Source organism: Seonamhaeicola sediminis, assembly GCF_004358095.2.
Taxonomy (GTDB): domain Bacteria; phylum Bacteroidota; class Bacteroidia; order Flavobacteriales; family Flavobacteriaceae; genus Seonamhaeicola; species Seonamhaeicola sediminis.
The window spans coordinates 640,062-658,227 of the sequence record NZ_SMZJ02000001.1 but is presented as its reverse complement, the minus strand read 5'-3'; the positions used below and the strand labels follow the sequence as shown (position 1 = coordinate 658,227).

Genomic DNA, 18,166 nt, shown 5'->3' with positions numbered 1-18,166 from the left:
GTATTAATGATTTCATTTTGGTAGTAGATTTTTTTTGTTTTAAAAAATTAGCCTTTGGATGTGCTGATATATACCTTATACTTGTTAAAACGACTTTACTTAAGTCTGTTTTTGGCATAATGCTTCTGGTTGCTATACTCGAACAAATTACTGTACCGCTGTTTGTCTATTGAAACTAGTATTTCTTTTAGAAGTAATATTCTAGAACTGCTTTTTAGGTGTAATTCTCTATATGATGTTTCATTATTTTTAAAATTGAGTTTATCATTATATGGATTTACCTCAATCAGACCTATTTCAATTAAGTTAGTTAGGCATTCCTTCCAATCAGGCAAAAAATTGTCCAATACTACTTCGTCTAGGTTAAACCAATCAAGCCCATTTGTTTGTTTAAGCTGCCAAGCCTTTAATAATATCATTAGCTCTAAACATTTTACTCTAAATGAATTCCACTTCTTAAATTTTCGATTAAACATTTTTTTTGTTAAACGATACTCTGGCATAATTAGATTTAGTGATTTCTTGGGCAAACGTTCTTTTTTGTGTATTTTCTTTTTACTTTCCATTATTGTTATGTGTATAAATAAGACATAAGTGATGCTGGGTAATGTAAAAACACTACTTATGTCTTGTGATTAATAAAATTTGAAATTGTGGCTAAAGAGCCTTCGGGTTATTGATTTGGGGTATGATAATAATTTATTTCAATAGCACTCTAGTCTAGAAAAAGCCTTTTCCTTTAATTCCTCTTATGAAACTATCAAAACTTAGTCCCACTCTTTGACGTAGGAATAGAAGAGAGTTGTATTCATTTTGCTGTTCCGTTGTAAGGTTGTCATGAAATAACTTTGCTTTTCTTGCAGAATTTTTAATCTCATTATCCCTGTATTCTTCCGACTCATAAAACGTATTTAAAACTATATAACTATTTCTTTTGTCTAATTTTCCCAATACGAATCCGTCATCTATGCGTTGCACTATTTGGTTGTTGTCACTGATAGCCATATTAGCCTTATTTGGATTTCTAACAAAGAGTTCCTTCATTATATCCTTATGATTAGTAAACCTATCATTGCAAATGCGTTCATTGTATCTGTCCAGAAGGTGCTGAGAATAAACAATTGGAGTTCCGCTTGGGGCAATTCTTATAAACTCAACATAAGGAGCATCAATTGGTGAAGCATCAAATACAATATCAATTCCTTTGTTTTTCGTAATGATATTGTACACCAGAATTCCTTTGAATCTGACTAACTTAACTACGTTAAGCTTATTATCTTTTCTGTTTCCATATAGACGCATCTTTTGCTTTCTAGCTAGTTCTTGTTCCAAGGTGGAAAATATCATTAAGAAATGGTTATTGGACATCATTTCAGAGTATAATTTATAGACTAGATTGCAACGTTCTTTACGTGTTATTGATTTAGTAATAGTGTATTTCTTCATGGTCTAAAGTTTTTATGTAAATTATTGTTTCTGATAATTAGGCAGCTTTTTGGTTAGAGTCTAAAAAGCCACCATTTAAAAAGTCTTCTACATCCTGTCTTAAGTATAGAGGCTTTTTACCTGCTCTTCTTTTAGGAACAAGTTTGCCTTTTTGCTCCCAGTTCCAAAGGGTAGTAGGAGATTTTATTTTACAAACTTCAAGAACTTCCTTCTTGGTTAAATGGTCTCCAAATTTGTCTTCGAGAATAATTTTGTTTTTTTCAGTTTTATTGTGCTTTATAATAGCCTCCTCAATAATTACTGTAAAAATCTGAACTAATTCATCTACTGGGATTGATGTTAAAAGTACTTGGTTCATAATAGTTGTTTTTTATTGTTAAACTCTTAACAAAGAGACGAATAAAAAACATAATGTATAGTACTCTAATATTAAACTAAGAGTGTTTTAAAAGCTATAAAATGATGCCATTAGGTGTATTAATGTGTTTGAAGCTTTGAATTAGCTAATTCAGGAATATTTATTTCTAACTAAGAGTTTTAAACTAATGCTTTAACAAAGGATTCTAAATGTTTTCTTTTTACCTTATTCATAGTTTCTTTTTGATTAAGAAAATCTTTTGGTAGCAGCGATTCTCCTTTCAATAAAAAGAATTCGGAGGCTACTTCCCAATGTCTGTTTTTTGGGTTTTTTATTGCGTTGTATTGAAGAAGAAGCTTAATAAAATAATAAAGAGTGGACTTTCTGTCAATCCAGTTTATTTTGTTTTCTAGTTGCCTAGCCTCAAACAAGGACTTAAATGTCGCAAAGTTGGTTAATTGAGATATAAACCCCTTTTTAATCAATTTCTCGTTATATAATCTCTCAAATCTTCTGTCTTCTGGGTATTTGTTTAGGCGAAAAGAAACGACAGCTTTTTTTAAGTAAAACCATTTAGACAAAGTTTCTCTATTGGAATTATTAAGTTCTAGATGGTAAGCAATAAAAATTGATTGCAGAATTTCTTTGACTGAATTTATAAGAAGATGAATTACAATGTGTATGGGTTTGTGTTTGTTTAAAATCTCTTTCCTCTTTAATTGTCTTAAGTCTTTTTGGGTTTTTAAAAGTCTATTAACGATTTGATTTAGGTACATTATCCTATTCTCTTGAAGGAGGTTTAGTTCCAGTTCAAAACAATTGTAAGCGGCTTTTTGGTAGTCTTTAATATCGTTAAAGATTATCTGAGCTTTTTCAAAAGTATTTAGATAGGGATATGTGTTTAAATTATCCATGTAGCTTTCGATAAATATAAACGGATGTTCTATTTTGTCCTTTAAATCTTCTTTTTTAACCCAAGGATTAAAATTGAAAAAATAGAATTGGCTAAAATCTTTTTGCTTCAACATAATTAACTATTAACAAATTCATTTACATCTATCTTCTCCCAATAGGTTTTAAGCTTTTCTGCATATTCTTTTGGAGTTATTTTAATATACGATAGGAACTGTGATTCGAGCTTGTGTCCCGTAACTTTCATTATTGTAAGAGTGTCTAATTTTCCATAATGATTAGTAGCAAAACTTCTTCGGCATATATGTGATGATATTAATTGATACTTTGGGTAGTTGCCGACTCTTTTTCTATGTATTTTGACCTTCTTTCCATCTTTGGTCATTTTGATTTCAACAATTTTTGCTCCTTTTATTTTTTCAGTTAGCCCCACTTCTTTGCAAATCTTTTTGATGTACTTATTAAAGTTTTGGTCGCTTATTTTTCTTGGAAAGTTTCCGTTTCTTTTATTTAAAATCTGTTTTACGTGATTATGTTTAGGGATAATTACAGGGAAATTAGTTTTTAGAGTGTCTTTTTTTATAAAGTCTCCATCTATGTTTGATTTTGTCAGACTTAGTAGGTCGGAAACTCTTAGTCCAGTCCAGACTCCTATAATCAACCAGTCTCTAGCATTATCCAGATAGTCCAACTCAAATTTTTGATTATATATCTTATGAATCTCCTCTAAATTTAGGTAAGTGTCAAGGGTTTCATTAGACGGTGTATAAAAATCAGAACTCTCATATTCGTTGTTCACATCTAGTCCTTTTAGTTTAGCTTTTCGGCACACTTGTCTTATAACATCGATGTAACCTCCCACAGTATTTGGATTGAGGTTTTGTTCCAATTCTAAGTATTCGATAAACTTGTCATGAAAATGAAGGTTTATATCTTTTATCTTTAAGGTTTTTCCTTTGTGTTCCTCAAATGCTTCAACTTTTCTTTTTGTTGTTTTATAGTGTTCAACCGTTCTTTTTTTGATTGGTCTTATAGGGTGGTCTATTCTTTTTTCTGCCTCTTTTATAAAATCTTCTAGAAAAGGGATGAAAAAATGCTTGCTATTAATCTTATTGCTTTTAGTCTTTTTATTCAAAAATGCATGTACATTATTTCTAAGCCATTTGTTGTCAATAATTGCACCATTGACAGAATCTGTACTGTATTTGTTTGCTATATGGGTTTTTAAATTACGAAGTTTTTTGTTTAGTTCTTTAAAGTCAACTTCGTCAGTTAAGTTTATTTGTTGTTTGGAATTGCTAAACTTGCCTTTTGGGACTTTTATTCCTGTCGATACTTCTGTGTCAAATTGATTCCCTTGCTTAAATCTAATTAAAATTGAGTTTGATTTGTTGTTGGTCTTTACTCTGTATCTGGGTGTGGGCATAATTTTTTTTGTAAAGATAATAAAAACACCCCCAAAAACACCCCTGTTTTCTCTGAATTTTAATGAATTTGGAAATATTCATTTGTATTCAATGAATTTGTTTATATCTTTAAAGTGCTGTAAAATATGGGTTTTTAAGTGAAATGTATGATTCATTTGGATTTTATTTCATTTAAGGATGTGACTCCCTTCATCCGCACCAATTTTAATGAAAAGCTTCTCATTTTTGAGAAGCTTTTTTGCGTTTAAAAGCTATTCGAAAAATAATAGATGCAGTTAATATTAAGGTTAAAAATGACTTATCCTTATTGACTACAAAATCAATTATATTAGTAGAAATATCAGTAGCCATTTGTAGAGTAAATTTAATGTATCTACCTTAAGCAGAGTTTGTGCTAAAGAAAATCATTTTAATTAGTTTCCTAGAATATGTGATACCTTTATTTAAACATTTAGCTAAAGCTAGAAGTTGTTTGTCGAAATAATAAACGTGTAAGGTTTCTATAGGTTAATTTTATCATTTGATTTTAATTAACTTTTGTTTAAATGAAATTAGACCATATCCGTTATAATAAACCAGGTACTTTTGAAGAAACACGTTATGAAAAAATCCATAATGTCATATTTGATGATTCTAAAGAACCATCTATTCTTGTTGCTCGAGAAATAGCAGATTTAATCAAAGAAAAGAATGCTAAAAATAAGCCTTGTGTTCTTGGGTTAGCTACTGGATCTTCACCAATAAAAGTATATGAAGAACTTGTGCGAATGCATAAAGAAGAAGGACTAAGTTTTGCAAACGTAACTACTTTTAATCTTGATGAGTATTATCCCATGGATAAAAGCAATATTCAAAGTTACTTTTATTTCATGCATGAACATTTATTCAATCATGTGGATATATTACCCGAAAACATTAATATTCCTGATGGAAAAGTAAGTGCAGATGATTTATATCAATACTGTATAGATTATGAAAAGAAAATAAAGTCTATTGGCGGATTAGATTTTCAACTTTTAGGAATTGGAAGAACAGGGCATATTGGATTTAATGAACCAGGGTCACATTTCAATTCAGGAACTAGAAGTATTACTTTAGATCATATTACTAGAGTTGATGCTGCTCCCTCTTTTTTAGGCATTGACAATGTTCCAAGAAAGGCCATTACCATGGGTATTGGAACAGTCATGAGCGCCAAGCGTATTGTTTTATTGGCTTGGGGTGGTAATAAGGCAGAGATTATTCAAAAGACAATAGAGGGGCATATCACTTCTGAAGTGCCAGCAACCTATTTGCAAAACCATAAGAATACTACTTTTATATTAGACGAAGGTGCTGCTACAGAACTTACTCGGGTAAAAACCCCTTGGTTGGTAACCTCTTGTGATTGGGATGAGTCACTTAAATTAAAAGCAGTAGTTTGGCTTTCTGAATTACTTAATAAATCAATATTGAAACTTACAGACTCCGATTATAATAATAACGGGATGTCTGGTTTATTAACTGAGGAGGGAACTGCTTATGATTTGAACATAAAAATGTTTAATAGGTTACAGCACACTATTACAGGATGGCCTGGAGGAAAACCCAATGCTGATGATTCTAACCGACCAGAACGTGCAGCGCCTGAACGTAAGCGTGTTATTATTTTTAGTCCTCATCCTGATGATGATGTTATTTCAATGGGAGGGACATTTGATAGGCTAGTTGAGCAAGGGCATGATGTACATGTGGCCTACCAAACTTCGGGCAATATTGCTGTTTCTGATGAAGAAGCTTTAAAATTTGCTGAAATCACCCAGTCACTTTGTCCAAATTGTGATGAGACCCAAAGTATTATCAACTTCCTAAAAATAAAAACGGATAATGATATTGATTCTAAAAAGGTAAGAAAACTCAAAGGATTGATTAGAAGAAGTGAATCTTTAGCAGCAACAAGATATTTAGGTCTAGGTGATGAAAATGTACATTTTTTAGATTTACCATTTTATGAAACCGGTACCATAAAAAAGAACAATATTAGCTCTGAGGATGTGGCTATTATGGAAAAGTTGATAGATGATATCAAACCACATCAAATTTATGCTGCTGGTGATTTAGCAGACCCTCACGGTACTCATAAAGTATGTTTAGATGCCTTGTTTACAGCTTTAGAAGCATTAAAACATAACGATTACATGAATAATTGTTGGGTTTGGCTATACCGTGGCGCCTGGCATGAATGGGAATCTTACCAAATAGAGATGGCAGTTCCTATGAGTCCAGATCAGGTGCTAAAAAAACGGCATGCTATTTTTTATCACCAATCACAAAAAGATGGTGTTATGTTTCAAGGAGACGACTCTAGAGAATTTTGGGTTAGAGCCGAAGACAGAAACCGGTTAACAGCCAAAAAATACAACGATTTAGGGTTGGCTGACTACGCGGCTATTGAAGCCTTTAAAAGATATCATTTTTAAAAAAATTAGTTGGCTTTGTGTGTAAGTATTTTTTCTTTAACCTTTTCAAGGTAAGACCTGCCTATAACATAACGAACCCCTTCAATTTCAATGCTATTGCCTTCTACAACATCTATTTTGTCTACAGCTACAGTATAGGATCTGTGAACTCTAATGAATTCATTTTCAGGTAGTAAATTTGTGAAGTCTGCCAAAGTGCTGTGAATAATATGTTTGCCTGTAGTGGTGTTTATTTTTAAGTAGTCTTTTAAGCATTCTATAACAAGAATTTCATCTAAATATACTTTCTTCATTTTCTTTTTATCAATTTTTATAAAAAGATGAGAACGCGTTTTTTGTGTTGTTTGCTGTCCTTGGTTACCTAATCTCCTGTTAACTTTATTCAGTGCCTTCATAAACCTAGGGAACTCAATGGGTTTCACTAAGTAGTCTAATACATCAAGTTCATAAGACTGAATAGCAAATTCATCATAAGCTGTAGTCACAATGAGAATAGGTGGATTTTCTAGGCTTTTAATAAAGCTAAGTCCGTCTAAAACAGGCATGTTTATATCCAAAAAAACAAGGTCTACATTGTTGTTTTTTAAGAAGTTTAAGCCGTCTACAGCGTTATTAAATGTATTTGATAATTCAAATCCTTCAATTTGATCTAAATAGTTTTTTATAACATTGATGGCTAAAGGTTCATCATCTACAATTAAACACTTAATGGTCATGATACTCTAATTTTAAGTTTTGCGTAAAATGTATTGTTAGATTCTTCAAAATTTAAGTCATAATCCCCTTTTTTATAACCTAGGGCAAGCCTTTTTCTAACATTTTTTAATCCTATACCTCCAGAATAGTTAACATGGTTTTCCTGATTAATTGATGAAGGCATTGGATTTGAGACTGTAAAGTAAAGAAAGTTTTCTTTAATTTCGAAAGATATATCTACTGTGGTATTTCCTATATTTTTGTTAACCCCATGTTTAAAAGCATTTTCAATAAAGGATAATAGCAAAATGGGTGCAATTTTTTTATCCTGAATGTCACCTGAAATAGACATGTTAACTTCAAGGGAATCATCGTGACGCACTTTTTCTAAATCTAAATAGTTTTGAATACAGAGAATTTCATTTTCTAATGTTTGTCGTTTTTGCTTTGTTTCATACAAAAGGTATCGCATAAGTTCTGATAATTTCAGTATGATTTTTGATGTTTTGTTAGATTTTTCTAAAGCTAAAGAATGAATGTTATTAAGAGTATTAAAAAAAAAGTGAGGGGAAATTTGAGTCTTTAAAAAAAGTAATTCAGTTTCTAGGTTGGCCTTTTCTAAATCTGTAACACGTTTATGTTCTTCAAGAAAGTCAAATGTTATTTTTATGGCAGCAACAAAAGTAACAACGTATAGTTCGCCAATCATCATATCAATAGCATAACTTAAGGTGAAATTGCTAGTCACAGTAGGTCCTTCTGGCCATACATTTGAACTTACTAAATAATAAGTAAGATTAAACTTTGCTATTACTGTTAAAAATATGGTAGTAAGTAGTGCTAAAAAAAAAGTAATATACTTCTTTTTAAAAATCAAATTAGGTACTAAAATATAAATAGTTAAATAACAAGTTATCATGTGTAAAGGAAAACCAATAATATTAGTTTTTAAAGAGTAGTTAAAGTCATTGAAGTATGTTCCCCATCTCCATGTGTTTAATGAGAAATAAGAAGCCCAGAAAAGAATATGATGTAACGGAGATATTTTATATCTATGATTTGAGTTGAAAGTTATCTTTTTTAAAGATTTCATGTGGGTTAAATTTTTTGGTGTTTAGCTTCGATTAGATGTTATCCGTCTAAATTTATTTGGTGAAATGATAAAATTATGAATTTTTACATTAATCCGTTTTTTTATGAAGTATATATTAACATGTTTGTTTTTAATTCTTTTGGTTTTTAATTGTGTGAATGAAAGTGAAAATTCTACAAAAAAAAATTACAAACCTGAATTGATCAGTTATGTAAACCCGTTTATAGGTACAGGGGGTCACGGGCATACCTATCCTGGTGCTACAGTGCCCTTTGGAATGCTCCAAGTAAGTCCCATAAATGGTATAAGTGCTTGGGATTGGTGTTCTGGTTACCATTATTCAGACTCTTTAGTTGTTGGTTTTAGCCATTTAAGTTTAAGCGGTACTGGTATTGGCGATTTAGCAGATATCATTTTTATGCCCGTAAACAAGTTGGTAGACGTATCTGTTACGCCAAAAAAAAACCGAGATAGTCTAAATTACATATCAAAGTACTCCCATAAAAATGAAACTGCAATACCAGGGTATTATCAATTATATTTAGATGATCATGATGTTAATGTAGAATTAACAACATCTAAAAGAACAGCGTATCACAAATATACTTTTAAAAAGGGCGATATTCAATCTGTAGTTATAGATTTAGGGTTTGAAATTAATTGGGATGCTGTTACAGAGAGTTCTTTAAATTTTGAAGATAAATACACAGTAAGCGGATATCGTTTCAGTAAAGGTTGGGCAAAAAACCAAAAAGTGTTTTTTGTTGCTAAATTCTCAAAACCTATCACAGAATCAACTCTTTATGCAGATGGCTTGTTGAAGGAAACAATAAACGCTAAAGGCGCCAAAGTGGCATCACAAATATTTTTTGATACACAAAACAATGAAGAATTATTTGTTAAGGTAGCATTATCTTCAGTAAGTATTGAAAATGCAAAAGACAATTTAAGAGCGGGAGGTTTCGAATTTGAAGATGTTAAAAATGATGCAGATTCTATATGGAAAAATGCTCTAAAAACTATAGAAGTAGAAACAGATGTTGATTCACTTAAAACAATGTTTTATACAGCTATGTACCATGCGCAATTAGCTCCTGTAGCGTTTAGTGATAAAAATGGGGAATTTAGAAAAGAGAACGACACTATTATTTCTGCAAAAGATTATACAGCCTATTCTACGCTCTCACTATGGGATACTTTTAGAGCTGAAAACCCATTATTAACTTTTATTGCTCCTGATAAAGTTTCAGATATCATTAATTCTATGATGGCATATTATGAAACCAAAAATATATTACCAGTTTGGACACTATATGCCAATGAAACTAATACCATGACAGGGTATCATTCTATTCCTGTTATTGTTGATGCTTACTTAAAGGGAATTCGTGGGTTTAATGCCGAAAATGCTTATGAAGCAATGAAAACCACCATGCTGCAAGATGAAAGAGGCTTAAATCATTACAAAACCTATGGTTATATTCCTTATGAATTGTTAGATGAATCGGTAACTATTACGCTAGAATATGCCTATAACGATTGGTGTGTGGCGCAAATGGCCAAAGCCTTAGGTAAAGAAGAAGACTATAAGTTTTTCTTAGAACGCTCAAAAGCCTACCAATACCTGTTTGATAAAGACACAGGGTTTATGCGAGGAAAATCTAAAACTGGTAATTCTTGGAATGAACCTTTTGATCCCAAACATTCCAACCATAGAGAACATACTGATTATACCGAAGGTAATGCATGGCAACACAGCTGGTTTGTGCCCCACGATGTTGAGAATTTTATAGCGCTTCATGGAGGTGATGCTATTTTTACTAAACGTTTAAATCAACTATTTACTGAGAGTTCTGAGATTACTGGAGATAACGTTTCCGTTGATATTTCTGGTCTAATTGGTCAATATGCGCATGGTAACGAGCCAAGTCACCATATTGCGTATATGTTTAATAAAGCTAATAAGCCTTGGCTTACTCAGTATTGGGTAAATCATATTTTAAACACACAATATAACACAACACCAAATGGTTTGAGTGGAAACGAAGACTGTGGGCAAATGAGTGCTTGGTACGTTTTTAGTGCCATGGGATTCTATCCCATGAATCCGGCATCAGGAAACTATGAAATAGGAAGTCCTGTTTTCGAGAAAACTACTATCAAATTAAAAGACAATAAAATATTTGTTATTGAAGCTGAAAATGTTTCAAATAAAAACATCTATATACAATCAGCAACCTTAAATGATAAAGATTTTAATAGCACAACAATCTCTCATAAACAAATTTTAAACGGAGGCACTTTAATTTTTAAAATGGGACCAGAACCAAATAAAAGTTGGGGTGTAAAACAATAATTTATGAACGCTATTGATGTAACAATAATTGGAATTTATATAGCGCTAACGCTTGGTGTGGGTATTTGGATATCTAAAAGAGCTTCCAAAGGTTTAGACTCTTATTTTCTTGGTGGGAATAGTATAAAATGGTACTATTTAGGCTTAAGTAACGGTTCTGGAATGTTTGATGTTTCTGGAACTGCTTGGATGGTTGGTATCTTATTTTTATATGGCGTTAAAAGCTTTATGTTTATGTGGATGTGGCCCATTTTTAACCAGATTTTTGTTATGGTGTTTCTGGCTGCATGGATAAGGCGTTCAAACATAATGACAGGTTCCGAATGGATTTTAACGCGCTTTGGTGATGATAAAGCAGGCAGGGCATCTCATCTTATAGTGGCCATATTCGCCATAATTGCCTCGGTAGGTTTTATTGCCTATTTTTTTGAGGGTGTTGGGAAATTCTTAACCATCATATTACCTTGGGATTTAACGGTAATAATCAATAACTCAACGCTTTTATCATCAGATCAAAGTTATGCTCTAATTATCATATTATTAACAACGATTTATACGGTAAAAGGCGGTATGTTTTCTGTTGTGGCTACCGAAGTCTTGCAATATGGTATCATGGTGTTGGCTGGTATTTTAATAGCAACCTATACCTTTATTTCAGTATCAGATATTCAACTTGAATCTATAATTTCTAAGGAATGGGGTACTGTTTTTTTTGGTTGGGAACTAGATGGGTTTTGGGATGGTAAGTATGAGGCCTTTAATAACCTTATAGATACCCAAGGCTATAAAATGTTCGGCGCCTTTATTGGTATGTCCTTATTCAAAGGTTTTTTTGCTAGTATTGCTGGACCAACGCCAAGTTATGATATGCAACGCATACTTTCTACAAGATCGGTTAAAGAAGCAGCATACATGAGTGGATTCACTAATTTAGTACTATTTATTCCTAGATATTTACTTATAGCAGGGATTGTTATTTTAGGGCTAGTATTTATTGCACCCGAAATGTACTCGTCTAATGCGTTATCAACTAATGATTTAGAAGTAATTCTCCCTAAAGTTATAAATCATCATGTTCCAGTAGGTATAAAAGGAGTACTATTAGCTGGTTTATTAGCCGCTTTCATGTCTACCTTCTCTGCCTTTGTAAATTCAGGACCAGCCTATATAGTAAATGATATTTATAAAAAATACTTTAAACCTAAAGCATCTCCCAAGCATTATATTAAGGCAAGTCATTTAGCTTCTTTTGGTATAGTTATTTTGGGAGTTATTATGGGGTTTTTTGCAGATTCTATAAACTCCATCACATTATGGATTACCAGTGCTTTATATGGTGGTTATGTTGCCGCTAATCTTTTAAAATGGATCTGGTGGCGTTTTAACGGGTGGGGCTATTTTTGGGGAATGGCAGCTGGACTTTTTGTAGCCACAATTCAATTTATTTTAGAACAAAATCAAAATAGTTTTCAAGTGGGTTCATTTATGTACGAAGCTGCAACTTTGCCAGCTATTTATGCATTTCCTGTAATACTATCAATTTCCTTAATTGGTGCTTTTCTAGGAACTTTTTTAACACCTCCCACAGACATGAAAACATTAAAAAGTTTCTACACCAATGTAAGGCCATGGGGTTGGTGGAACCCAGTTTTTAAAAGGATTAAAGAAACCAATCCAGTTTTTAAGAAAAACAAAGATTTTCCAATTGATATGTTTAACTGTATCATTGGTATTATTTGGCAATCCAGTATGATATTATTACCAATTTACTTTATGATTAGAGATTATACCAACATGTTTTGCGTTTTGGTGCTGTTTGTAGTAACTTCTGTTATTTTAAAGTTTACATGGTTAGATAAGGTCAAAAAGTATAAAAATTAAAAGTATGAATGTTATTCCTTGGGAAGATAGACCAGCGGGGTCAAAAGATATAGTTTGGCGTTACAGTCAAAATCCAATAATTAAAAGAAATGCTATCCCAACTTCAAATAGTGTTTTTAATAGTGCTGTGGTACCTTATAAAGAGGGTTTTGCAGGTGTGTTTAGATGTGATAATAAAGCAGTACAAATGAATATTTTTGCAGGGTTTAGTGAGGATGGCATCAATTGGAAAATAAACGAAAATCCAATAGCTTTTAAAGCTGGAGATGAAGCGCAAGTTTTAGGCGATTATAAATACGATCCAAGAGTTGTTTTTCTAGAAGATCGGTATTGGATAACTTGGTGTGAAGGTCATAACGGACCAACCATAGGTATTGGTTACACCTTTGATTTTAAAGAGTTTTTTCAATGTGAAAGTGCCTTTTTACCATTTAATAGAAATGGTGTTTTACTTCCAAAAAAAATAAATGGAAAATACGCCATGATGAGTCGCCCTAGCGATAATGGGCATACACCCTTTGGAGATATTTACATGAGCTACAGCCCAGACATGAAATACTGGGGTGAACACCGGCACATGATGTCGCCTACTGCCTTTAAAGATAGTGCATGGCAATGCACAAAAATTGGAGCAGGTTCTGTGCCATTTTTAACCAATGAAGGTTGGCTTATGTTTTATCACGGTGTAATTACTACATGTAACGGATTTAGGTACGCCATGGGTTCTGCCATATTAGATAAAGAAAACCCACACATAGTAAAGTATAGAACGCAGCCTTATTTATTAACACCATCAGAATCTTACGAGCAAATTGGAGATGTACCTAATGTAATTTTTCCATGTGCATCTTTACAAGATATTGAGGCAGATAAGGTTACTATTTTTTATGGAGCTGCAGATACCGTAGTTGCATTAGCCTTTGGGTACATAAGTGAAATATTAGAATTTACTAAAAGCAATAGTATCGTTTAATAAATGGAATTAATAGTATCATTGACTTCTCTTGTTAATAAGGGCTTATATTTTATAAGCCTTTTTTTTCTATTTAGCTCTTTCTATGGTTGTGCCCAAGATATTCCAAATGCGATTATTCCAAAATCATACGTAGCAAACCACACAAAAGGGCTTATTAAAATTGATGGTTTAGGGTTAGAAGAATCATGGAAAAATGCAGAGTATTCTGATGTATTTATAGATATAGAAGGCACTAAAAAACCAAAATACAGTACACAAGTAAAGATACTTTGGGACAAAAGTTATATTTATTTTTTAGCCACTATGGAAGAGCCTCATGTATGGGGCACACTTAAACAGCGGGATACCATAATTTTTCATAATAATGATTTTGAAATTTTTATAGATCCGGATGGTGATGCTCACAATTATTATGAATTTGAATTTAACGCCTTAAATGCCTTTTGGGATTTATTCATTACAAAACCCTATCGCGAAGGCAACATAACACTAAACGATTGGGATGCTCGCGGAATAAAATCAGCAGTTTATATTGATGGTACATTAAACAACCCAAATGATATTGACAAAGGTTGGAGCATTGAAATTGCCATACCCTTAAGTGCTTTTAAAACATCATATTTTCAAAAAATCGATTTAACAGATACATTTTGGAGGATTAATTTCTCCAGAGTTAATTGGGATTTTCAACTAGATAACGGAACGTACCAAAGAAGAACCAATGAAAAAGGAGAACTTTTACATGAATATAATTGGGTATGGTCACCACAAGGTGTTATAGCGATGCACCAACCTGAAACTTGGGGGTATGTCTATTTTTCAAAAGAAAATAAAAGTTTTACCATTCCAAAGGATGAACATATTAAGTGGCTTTTATTTGAATTACATAATGCTTTAAAACACAAAACCATCGCCATTGAAGACGTAAGTCAACCAAAGCAAATACTAACTAAAACCATTACACCTCATTACGATAATCATAAAACAGGTCATAATATTTGGATTGATAGTCCATTTACCGGAGATAAAATCATCATAAATCAAAATGGTCAAATCATTATAAAATAATTCAAAATGAAACATAACATATACCTTATAATCATCACTTTGCTATTCGTAGTTTCATGTACTCAGCAAAAAAAGGAAACAATTACCCAAACAGATAATCCTGTAGTAGAAGCACCATTTAAATATTGGGCTTGGTATGGTGCTGGAGCTAATGTTGCAGATAGTATTCATCGTAATCAATTCAAAAAATATGCAAGTGCAGGTATTGATGCGGTACTTATTGATACGCGGGCTGATGCCGATTATTTATCTAAAGTAGCACCGTTGGCCATCAAAGAAGGTCTAGAAGTGCATGCTTGGATGTTTACCATGAACAGGCCCGGTGATACTATCGCTCTAAAACACCCCGACTGGTACATGGTAAGCCGAAGCGGAAAATCATGCTTTGATGACCGTCCCTATGTAGATTACTACCAGTGGTTATCTCCAAGTCATCCAGAAGCCCGTAAACATATTTGGAGTCTTGTGGAAGGTTTAGCAAAGGTTGAAGGTATTAAAAGCGTACATTTAGATTATATAAGATATCCAGATGTTTTTTTACCTGTGGGCTTGTTGCCAAAATACAACTTAGTGCAAAATGAAGAACTTCCCGATTTTGATTTTGATTATTCTATGGCTTCCGTAGATAAGTTTAAAAAACTATTTGGAAAAGATATAACCCAAGCCGAAGTCCCCGCCATAGATATTGAATGGAAACAATTTAGACTCAACGAAATTAAAGCGCTGGTAGATGGTGCTTATGATATTGCCCATAAACACGGTAAGGACCTAACCGCTGCGGTATTTCCCTATCCTGAAATGGCAGACCACATGGTTCGCCAACGTTGGGACAAATGGAATATTGATGCCGTATTACCCATGATATATAACAATTTTTACAATGAAGGTTTAGATTGGGTAGAATTTGCCACAAAGCAAGGCCTTACCGATTTAAAAGCTAAACAAACCCAATTACATACAGGTTTATATTTACCTGAAATGACAGACGACGAACTCTCAAAAGCTATAGCTATTGTAAAAAAGACTGGAGCATCAGGTGTTGCATTTTTTGATATTCAGGAATCACATTTTGAAGTTATTAAAGCTTCTCACTAATACTTATTTATGAATAAGATTTATATATATATATTATTATTATTGATTATATCGTTTTCTTGTCAACCTAAAACCGACGAAAAAGAAAACACTAGACCTCTGGTGGATTATGTGAATCTGTTTATTGGTACCGATGGTCCTGGCAATACTTATCCAGGTGCGAGCGAACCCTTTGGTATGGTGCAATTAAGTCCTGATATAGGTATTCCAGGTTGGGATAGAATTGCAGGTTATTTTTATCAAGATTCTATAATTACAGGATTTTCTCATACGCATTTATCAGGCACCGGAGCTGGCGATTTGTACGATATCCTAGTCATGCCAACCAATGGCAGATTCAGTAAGCGTATAGAAGCCAATAACTTTAAGCCCTATTCCACGTTCAGTCATAAAAATGAAAAAGCATTTCCGGGGTATTATTCTGTAGATTTATTAGATTATGGTATAAGAGCAGAATTAACGGCAACAAAACGAGTAGGCATCCATCGATACACCTTTCCTAAAGATGGCGATACTCAAATACATATAGATTTAGGCTATGCCTTGAACTGGGATAAGCCAACAGAAACTTATATTGAAAAAGTTAATGATTCCACCATACAAGGCTATCGTATGTCTACAGGCTGGGCAAGAAATCAAAAAGTATATTTTCAAATGCAGTTTTCAAAACCTTTTGATACGCATCATTACTATAAAAACGACACTCTTAAAATTTACCCAATGAAGGGTAATACCAAAATGGTGTTGAAATATCAAACCCTAGAAAATGACCAAATTATCATAAAAACAGGACTGTCTTCCACTAGTTGTGAGGCGGCTGCGCATGCCATAAAAATGGAAACTGTTGGTTTTGATTTTGATTATCAACAGGAAAAAACGACGTTGGTTTGGGAAAATCAACTTCAAAAAATAAAAATAGAAACGCCCGACGAGGATAAAAAAAGCATTTTTTATACCATGATGTATCAAAATATGCTAACACCTAATTTATTTAGCGATTATGGAGGCACCTACAAAACAGCTAATGATGAGAACGGACAACTAAAAAAGGGAATTAACCCTATATCAAAAGCTGAGGGTTTCAATAGATACGATACCTTTTCGCTATGGGATACCTTTAGAGCCGCCCACCCATTACATACTATACTTCAACCAAATTTGGTACCTTACTTTATTAAATCATTATTAGCACATTATAACGAAACAGGAGAATTACCCGTATGGTCTATGCAAGGTAGTGAAACCAATATGATGATAGGTTATCATGCTGTACCCGTTATTGTGGATGCCTATTTTAAAGGGTTTGAATTTGATGCTGAATTGGCTTTTAAAGCCTGCAAAGAAAGTGCCATGGTTTCTGATAGGCAAATAGATATTTATATGGAAAAAGGCTATATACCAGTAGATAAACATCATGAAAATTGGTCTGTTTCCAGAACCATGGAATATGCTTACGACGATTGGTGTATTGCCATGTTTGCAAGGTCACTTGGTAAGTTGGAAGATTATAATTATTTTTTGCAACGTTCTAAAAACTGGCAAAATTTATATAACGATAAAAACACATGGTTTCAACCCAAAAACAAAGATGGCAACTTTATAGAACCTTTTACACCAAAAAATTATAGTCCATATTTTTGTGAAAGTAATGCATGGCACTATTACTGGTTTGTACCGCATGATTTGGAAACCCTTGTTAAAAAAACGGGAGGTACAGAGCGTTTTGAACAAAAGCTAGATTCTATGTTTTCTTATTATCCTGAACCAACAGATAAATTGCCTTTATTTAGCACAGGTATGATTGGGCAATACGCACATGGTAACGAACCAAGCCACCATGTAGCGTATTTGTATAATTTTATAGACAAACCTTGGAAGGCACAGAAATATATACGTCAAATTTTAGAAACACAATATAAAAACGAACCTAACGGGCATTGTGGTAATGAAGATTGTGGACAAATGAGTGCTTGGTATATATTTAATGCTTTAGGCTTCTACCCGGTAAACCCAGCTCAAAATGCTTATGCTTTGGGATCGCCACTTTTTGATTCGGCAAGTATTGCGCTCCCAGATAATAAACGGTTCAATATTATAGTTCAGAATAATTCAAAAGATAATATTTATGTGAAATCAATATGGCTTAATGATGAGCTTCTTGATAGGGATTACATTACCCATAAAGAGATTTTAGCTGGTGGAACCTTAAAGTTCGAAATGAGTAATACACCTAGTGTGAACAAAATAGCAGAAAAGCTAAATTCAGCCAAGGTTTATAGTTATTTTCCATAATAATGCATTAAAGTTCCACGTGTAGTCTAATACTTTATAAGTATTTTTAGTAAACAAAAATGTTAAAGGTGGTAAATACAAATAACCATTTAGAAGATCTACCAAAA

The 18,166-nt window shown here is 32.9% G+C and carries 14 protein-coding genes; 7 read left to right on the top strand and 7 right to left on the bottom strand.

Features of this window, described 5'->3' with window-relative positions; genetic code table 11:
• Positions 1-95 precede the first annotated feature (95 nt).
• The 5 genes from E1J38_RS02305 to E1J38_RS02285 form a co-directional block, all read right to left on the bottom strand.
• Positions 96-419: a hypothetical protein gene (locus tag E1J38_RS02305; protein WP_133354300.1), complete on the bottom strand. Its 324-nt coding sequence runs from the start codon at positions 417-419 to the stop codon at positions 96-98.
• A 301-nt stretch (positions 420-720) separates the two neighbouring features.
• Positions 721-1,446: a hypothetical protein gene (locus E1J38_RS02300; RefSeq protein WP_133354302.1), complete on the bottom strand. Its 726-nt coding sequence runs from the start codon at positions 1,444-1,446 to the stop codon at positions 721-723.
• Between the two features lie 37 nt (positions 1,447-1,483).
• The gene (locus E1J38_RS02295; RefSeq protein WP_133354304.1) at positions 1,484-1,804 is read right to left on the bottom strand and encodes a helix-turn-helix transcriptional regulator; all 321 of its coding nucleotides are present in this window, start codon (positions 1,802-1,804) and stop codon (positions 1,484-1,486) included.
• 179 nt (positions 1,805-1,983) lie between these two features.
• The gene (locus E1J38_RS02290; protein WP_133354306.1) at positions 1,984-2,832 is read right to left on the bottom strand and encodes a hypothetical protein; all 849 of its coding nucleotides are present in this window, start codon (positions 2,830-2,832) and stop codon (positions 1,984-1,986) included.
• Between the two features lie 2 nt (positions 2,833-2,834).
• Positions 2,835-4,142, bottom strand: coding sequence for a tyrosine-type recombinase/integrase (locus E1J38_RS02285; RefSeq protein ID WP_133354308.1), 1,308 nt, complete (start codon positions 4,140-4,142; stop codon positions 2,835-2,837).
• Positions 4,143-4,688: 546 nt separating this feature from the next.
• Here E1J38_RS02285 and nagB point away from each other — a divergent pair.
• Complete coding sequence (gene nagB / locus E1J38_RS02280) at positions 4,689-6,602, top strand: glucosamine-6-phosphate deaminase (protein ID WP_133354310.1); 1,914 nt, start codon at positions 4,689-4,691, stop codon at positions 6,600-6,602.
• Between the two features lie 5 nt (positions 6,603-6,607).
• Here the strand turns inward: nagB and E1J38_RS02275 are convergent, their stop codons facing one another.
• Together E1J38_RS02275 and E1J38_RS02270 are read right to left on the bottom strand one after the other, a co-directional pair.
• Complete coding sequence (locus tag E1J38_RS02275) at positions 6,608-7,318, bottom strand: LytR/AlgR family response regulator transcription factor (protein WP_133354312.1); 711 nt, start codon at positions 7,316-7,318, stop codon at positions 6,608-6,610.
• Positions 7,315-8,391 carry a sensor histidine kinase gene (locus tag E1J38_RS02270; protein ID WP_133354314.1) on the bottom strand — a complete coding sequence of 359 codons (1,077 nt, stop codon included), beginning with the start codon at positions 8,389-8,391 and terminating at the stop codon, positions 7,315-7,317. Before E1J38_RS02270 ends, E1J38_RS02275 begins: the two co-directional genes overlap by 4 nt.
• Positions 8,392-8,494: 103 nt before the next feature.
• On the opposite strand from E1J38_RS02270, the gene E1J38_RS02265 reads away from it, so the two are divergent.
• From E1J38_RS02265 to E1J38_RS02240, 6 genes are read left to right on the top strand one after another with little or no spacing between them, the layout of a single operon-like run.
• Positions 8,495-10,747, top strand: a complete 2,253-nt coding sequence (locus tag E1J38_RS02265; protein ID WP_133354316.1) for a GH92 family glycosyl hydrolase — start codon at positions 8,495-8,497, stop codon at positions 10,745-10,747.
• Between the two features lie 3 nt (positions 10,748-10,750).
• Entirely contained in the window at positions 10,751-12,628 is a 1,878-nt protein-coding gene (locus tag E1J38_RS02260; RefSeq protein ID WP_133354318.1) for a sodium:solute symporter family protein, read from the top strand.
• A 4-nt stretch (positions 12,629-12,632) separates the two neighbouring features.
• Positions 12,633-13,601: a glycoside hydrolase family 130 protein gene (locus E1J38_RS02255; RefSeq protein WP_222428226.1), complete on the top strand. Its 969-nt coding sequence runs from the start codon at positions 12,633-12,635 to the stop codon at positions 13,599-13,601.
• A 3-nt stretch (positions 13,602-13,604) separates the two neighbouring features.
• Positions 13,605-14,672: a carbohydrate-binding family 9-like protein gene (locus E1J38_RS02250; RefSeq protein ID WP_133354322.1), complete on the top strand. Its 1,068-nt coding sequence runs from the start codon at positions 13,605-13,607 to the stop codon at positions 14,670-14,672.
• A 6-nt stretch (positions 14,673-14,678) separates the two neighbouring features.
• Entirely contained in the window at positions 14,679-15,767 is a 1,089-nt protein-coding gene (locus E1J38_RS02245) for a family 10 glycosylhydrolase (RefSeq protein WP_133354324.1), read from the top strand.
• A 9-nt stretch (positions 15,768-15,776) separates the two neighbouring features.
• The gene (locus tag E1J38_RS02240; protein WP_133354326.1) at positions 15,777-18,059 is read left to right on the top strand and encodes a GH92 family glycosyl hydrolase; all 2,283 of its coding nucleotides are present in this window, start codon (positions 15,777-15,779) and stop codon (positions 18,057-18,059) included.
• Positions 18,060-18,166: the final 107 nt, after the last annotated feature.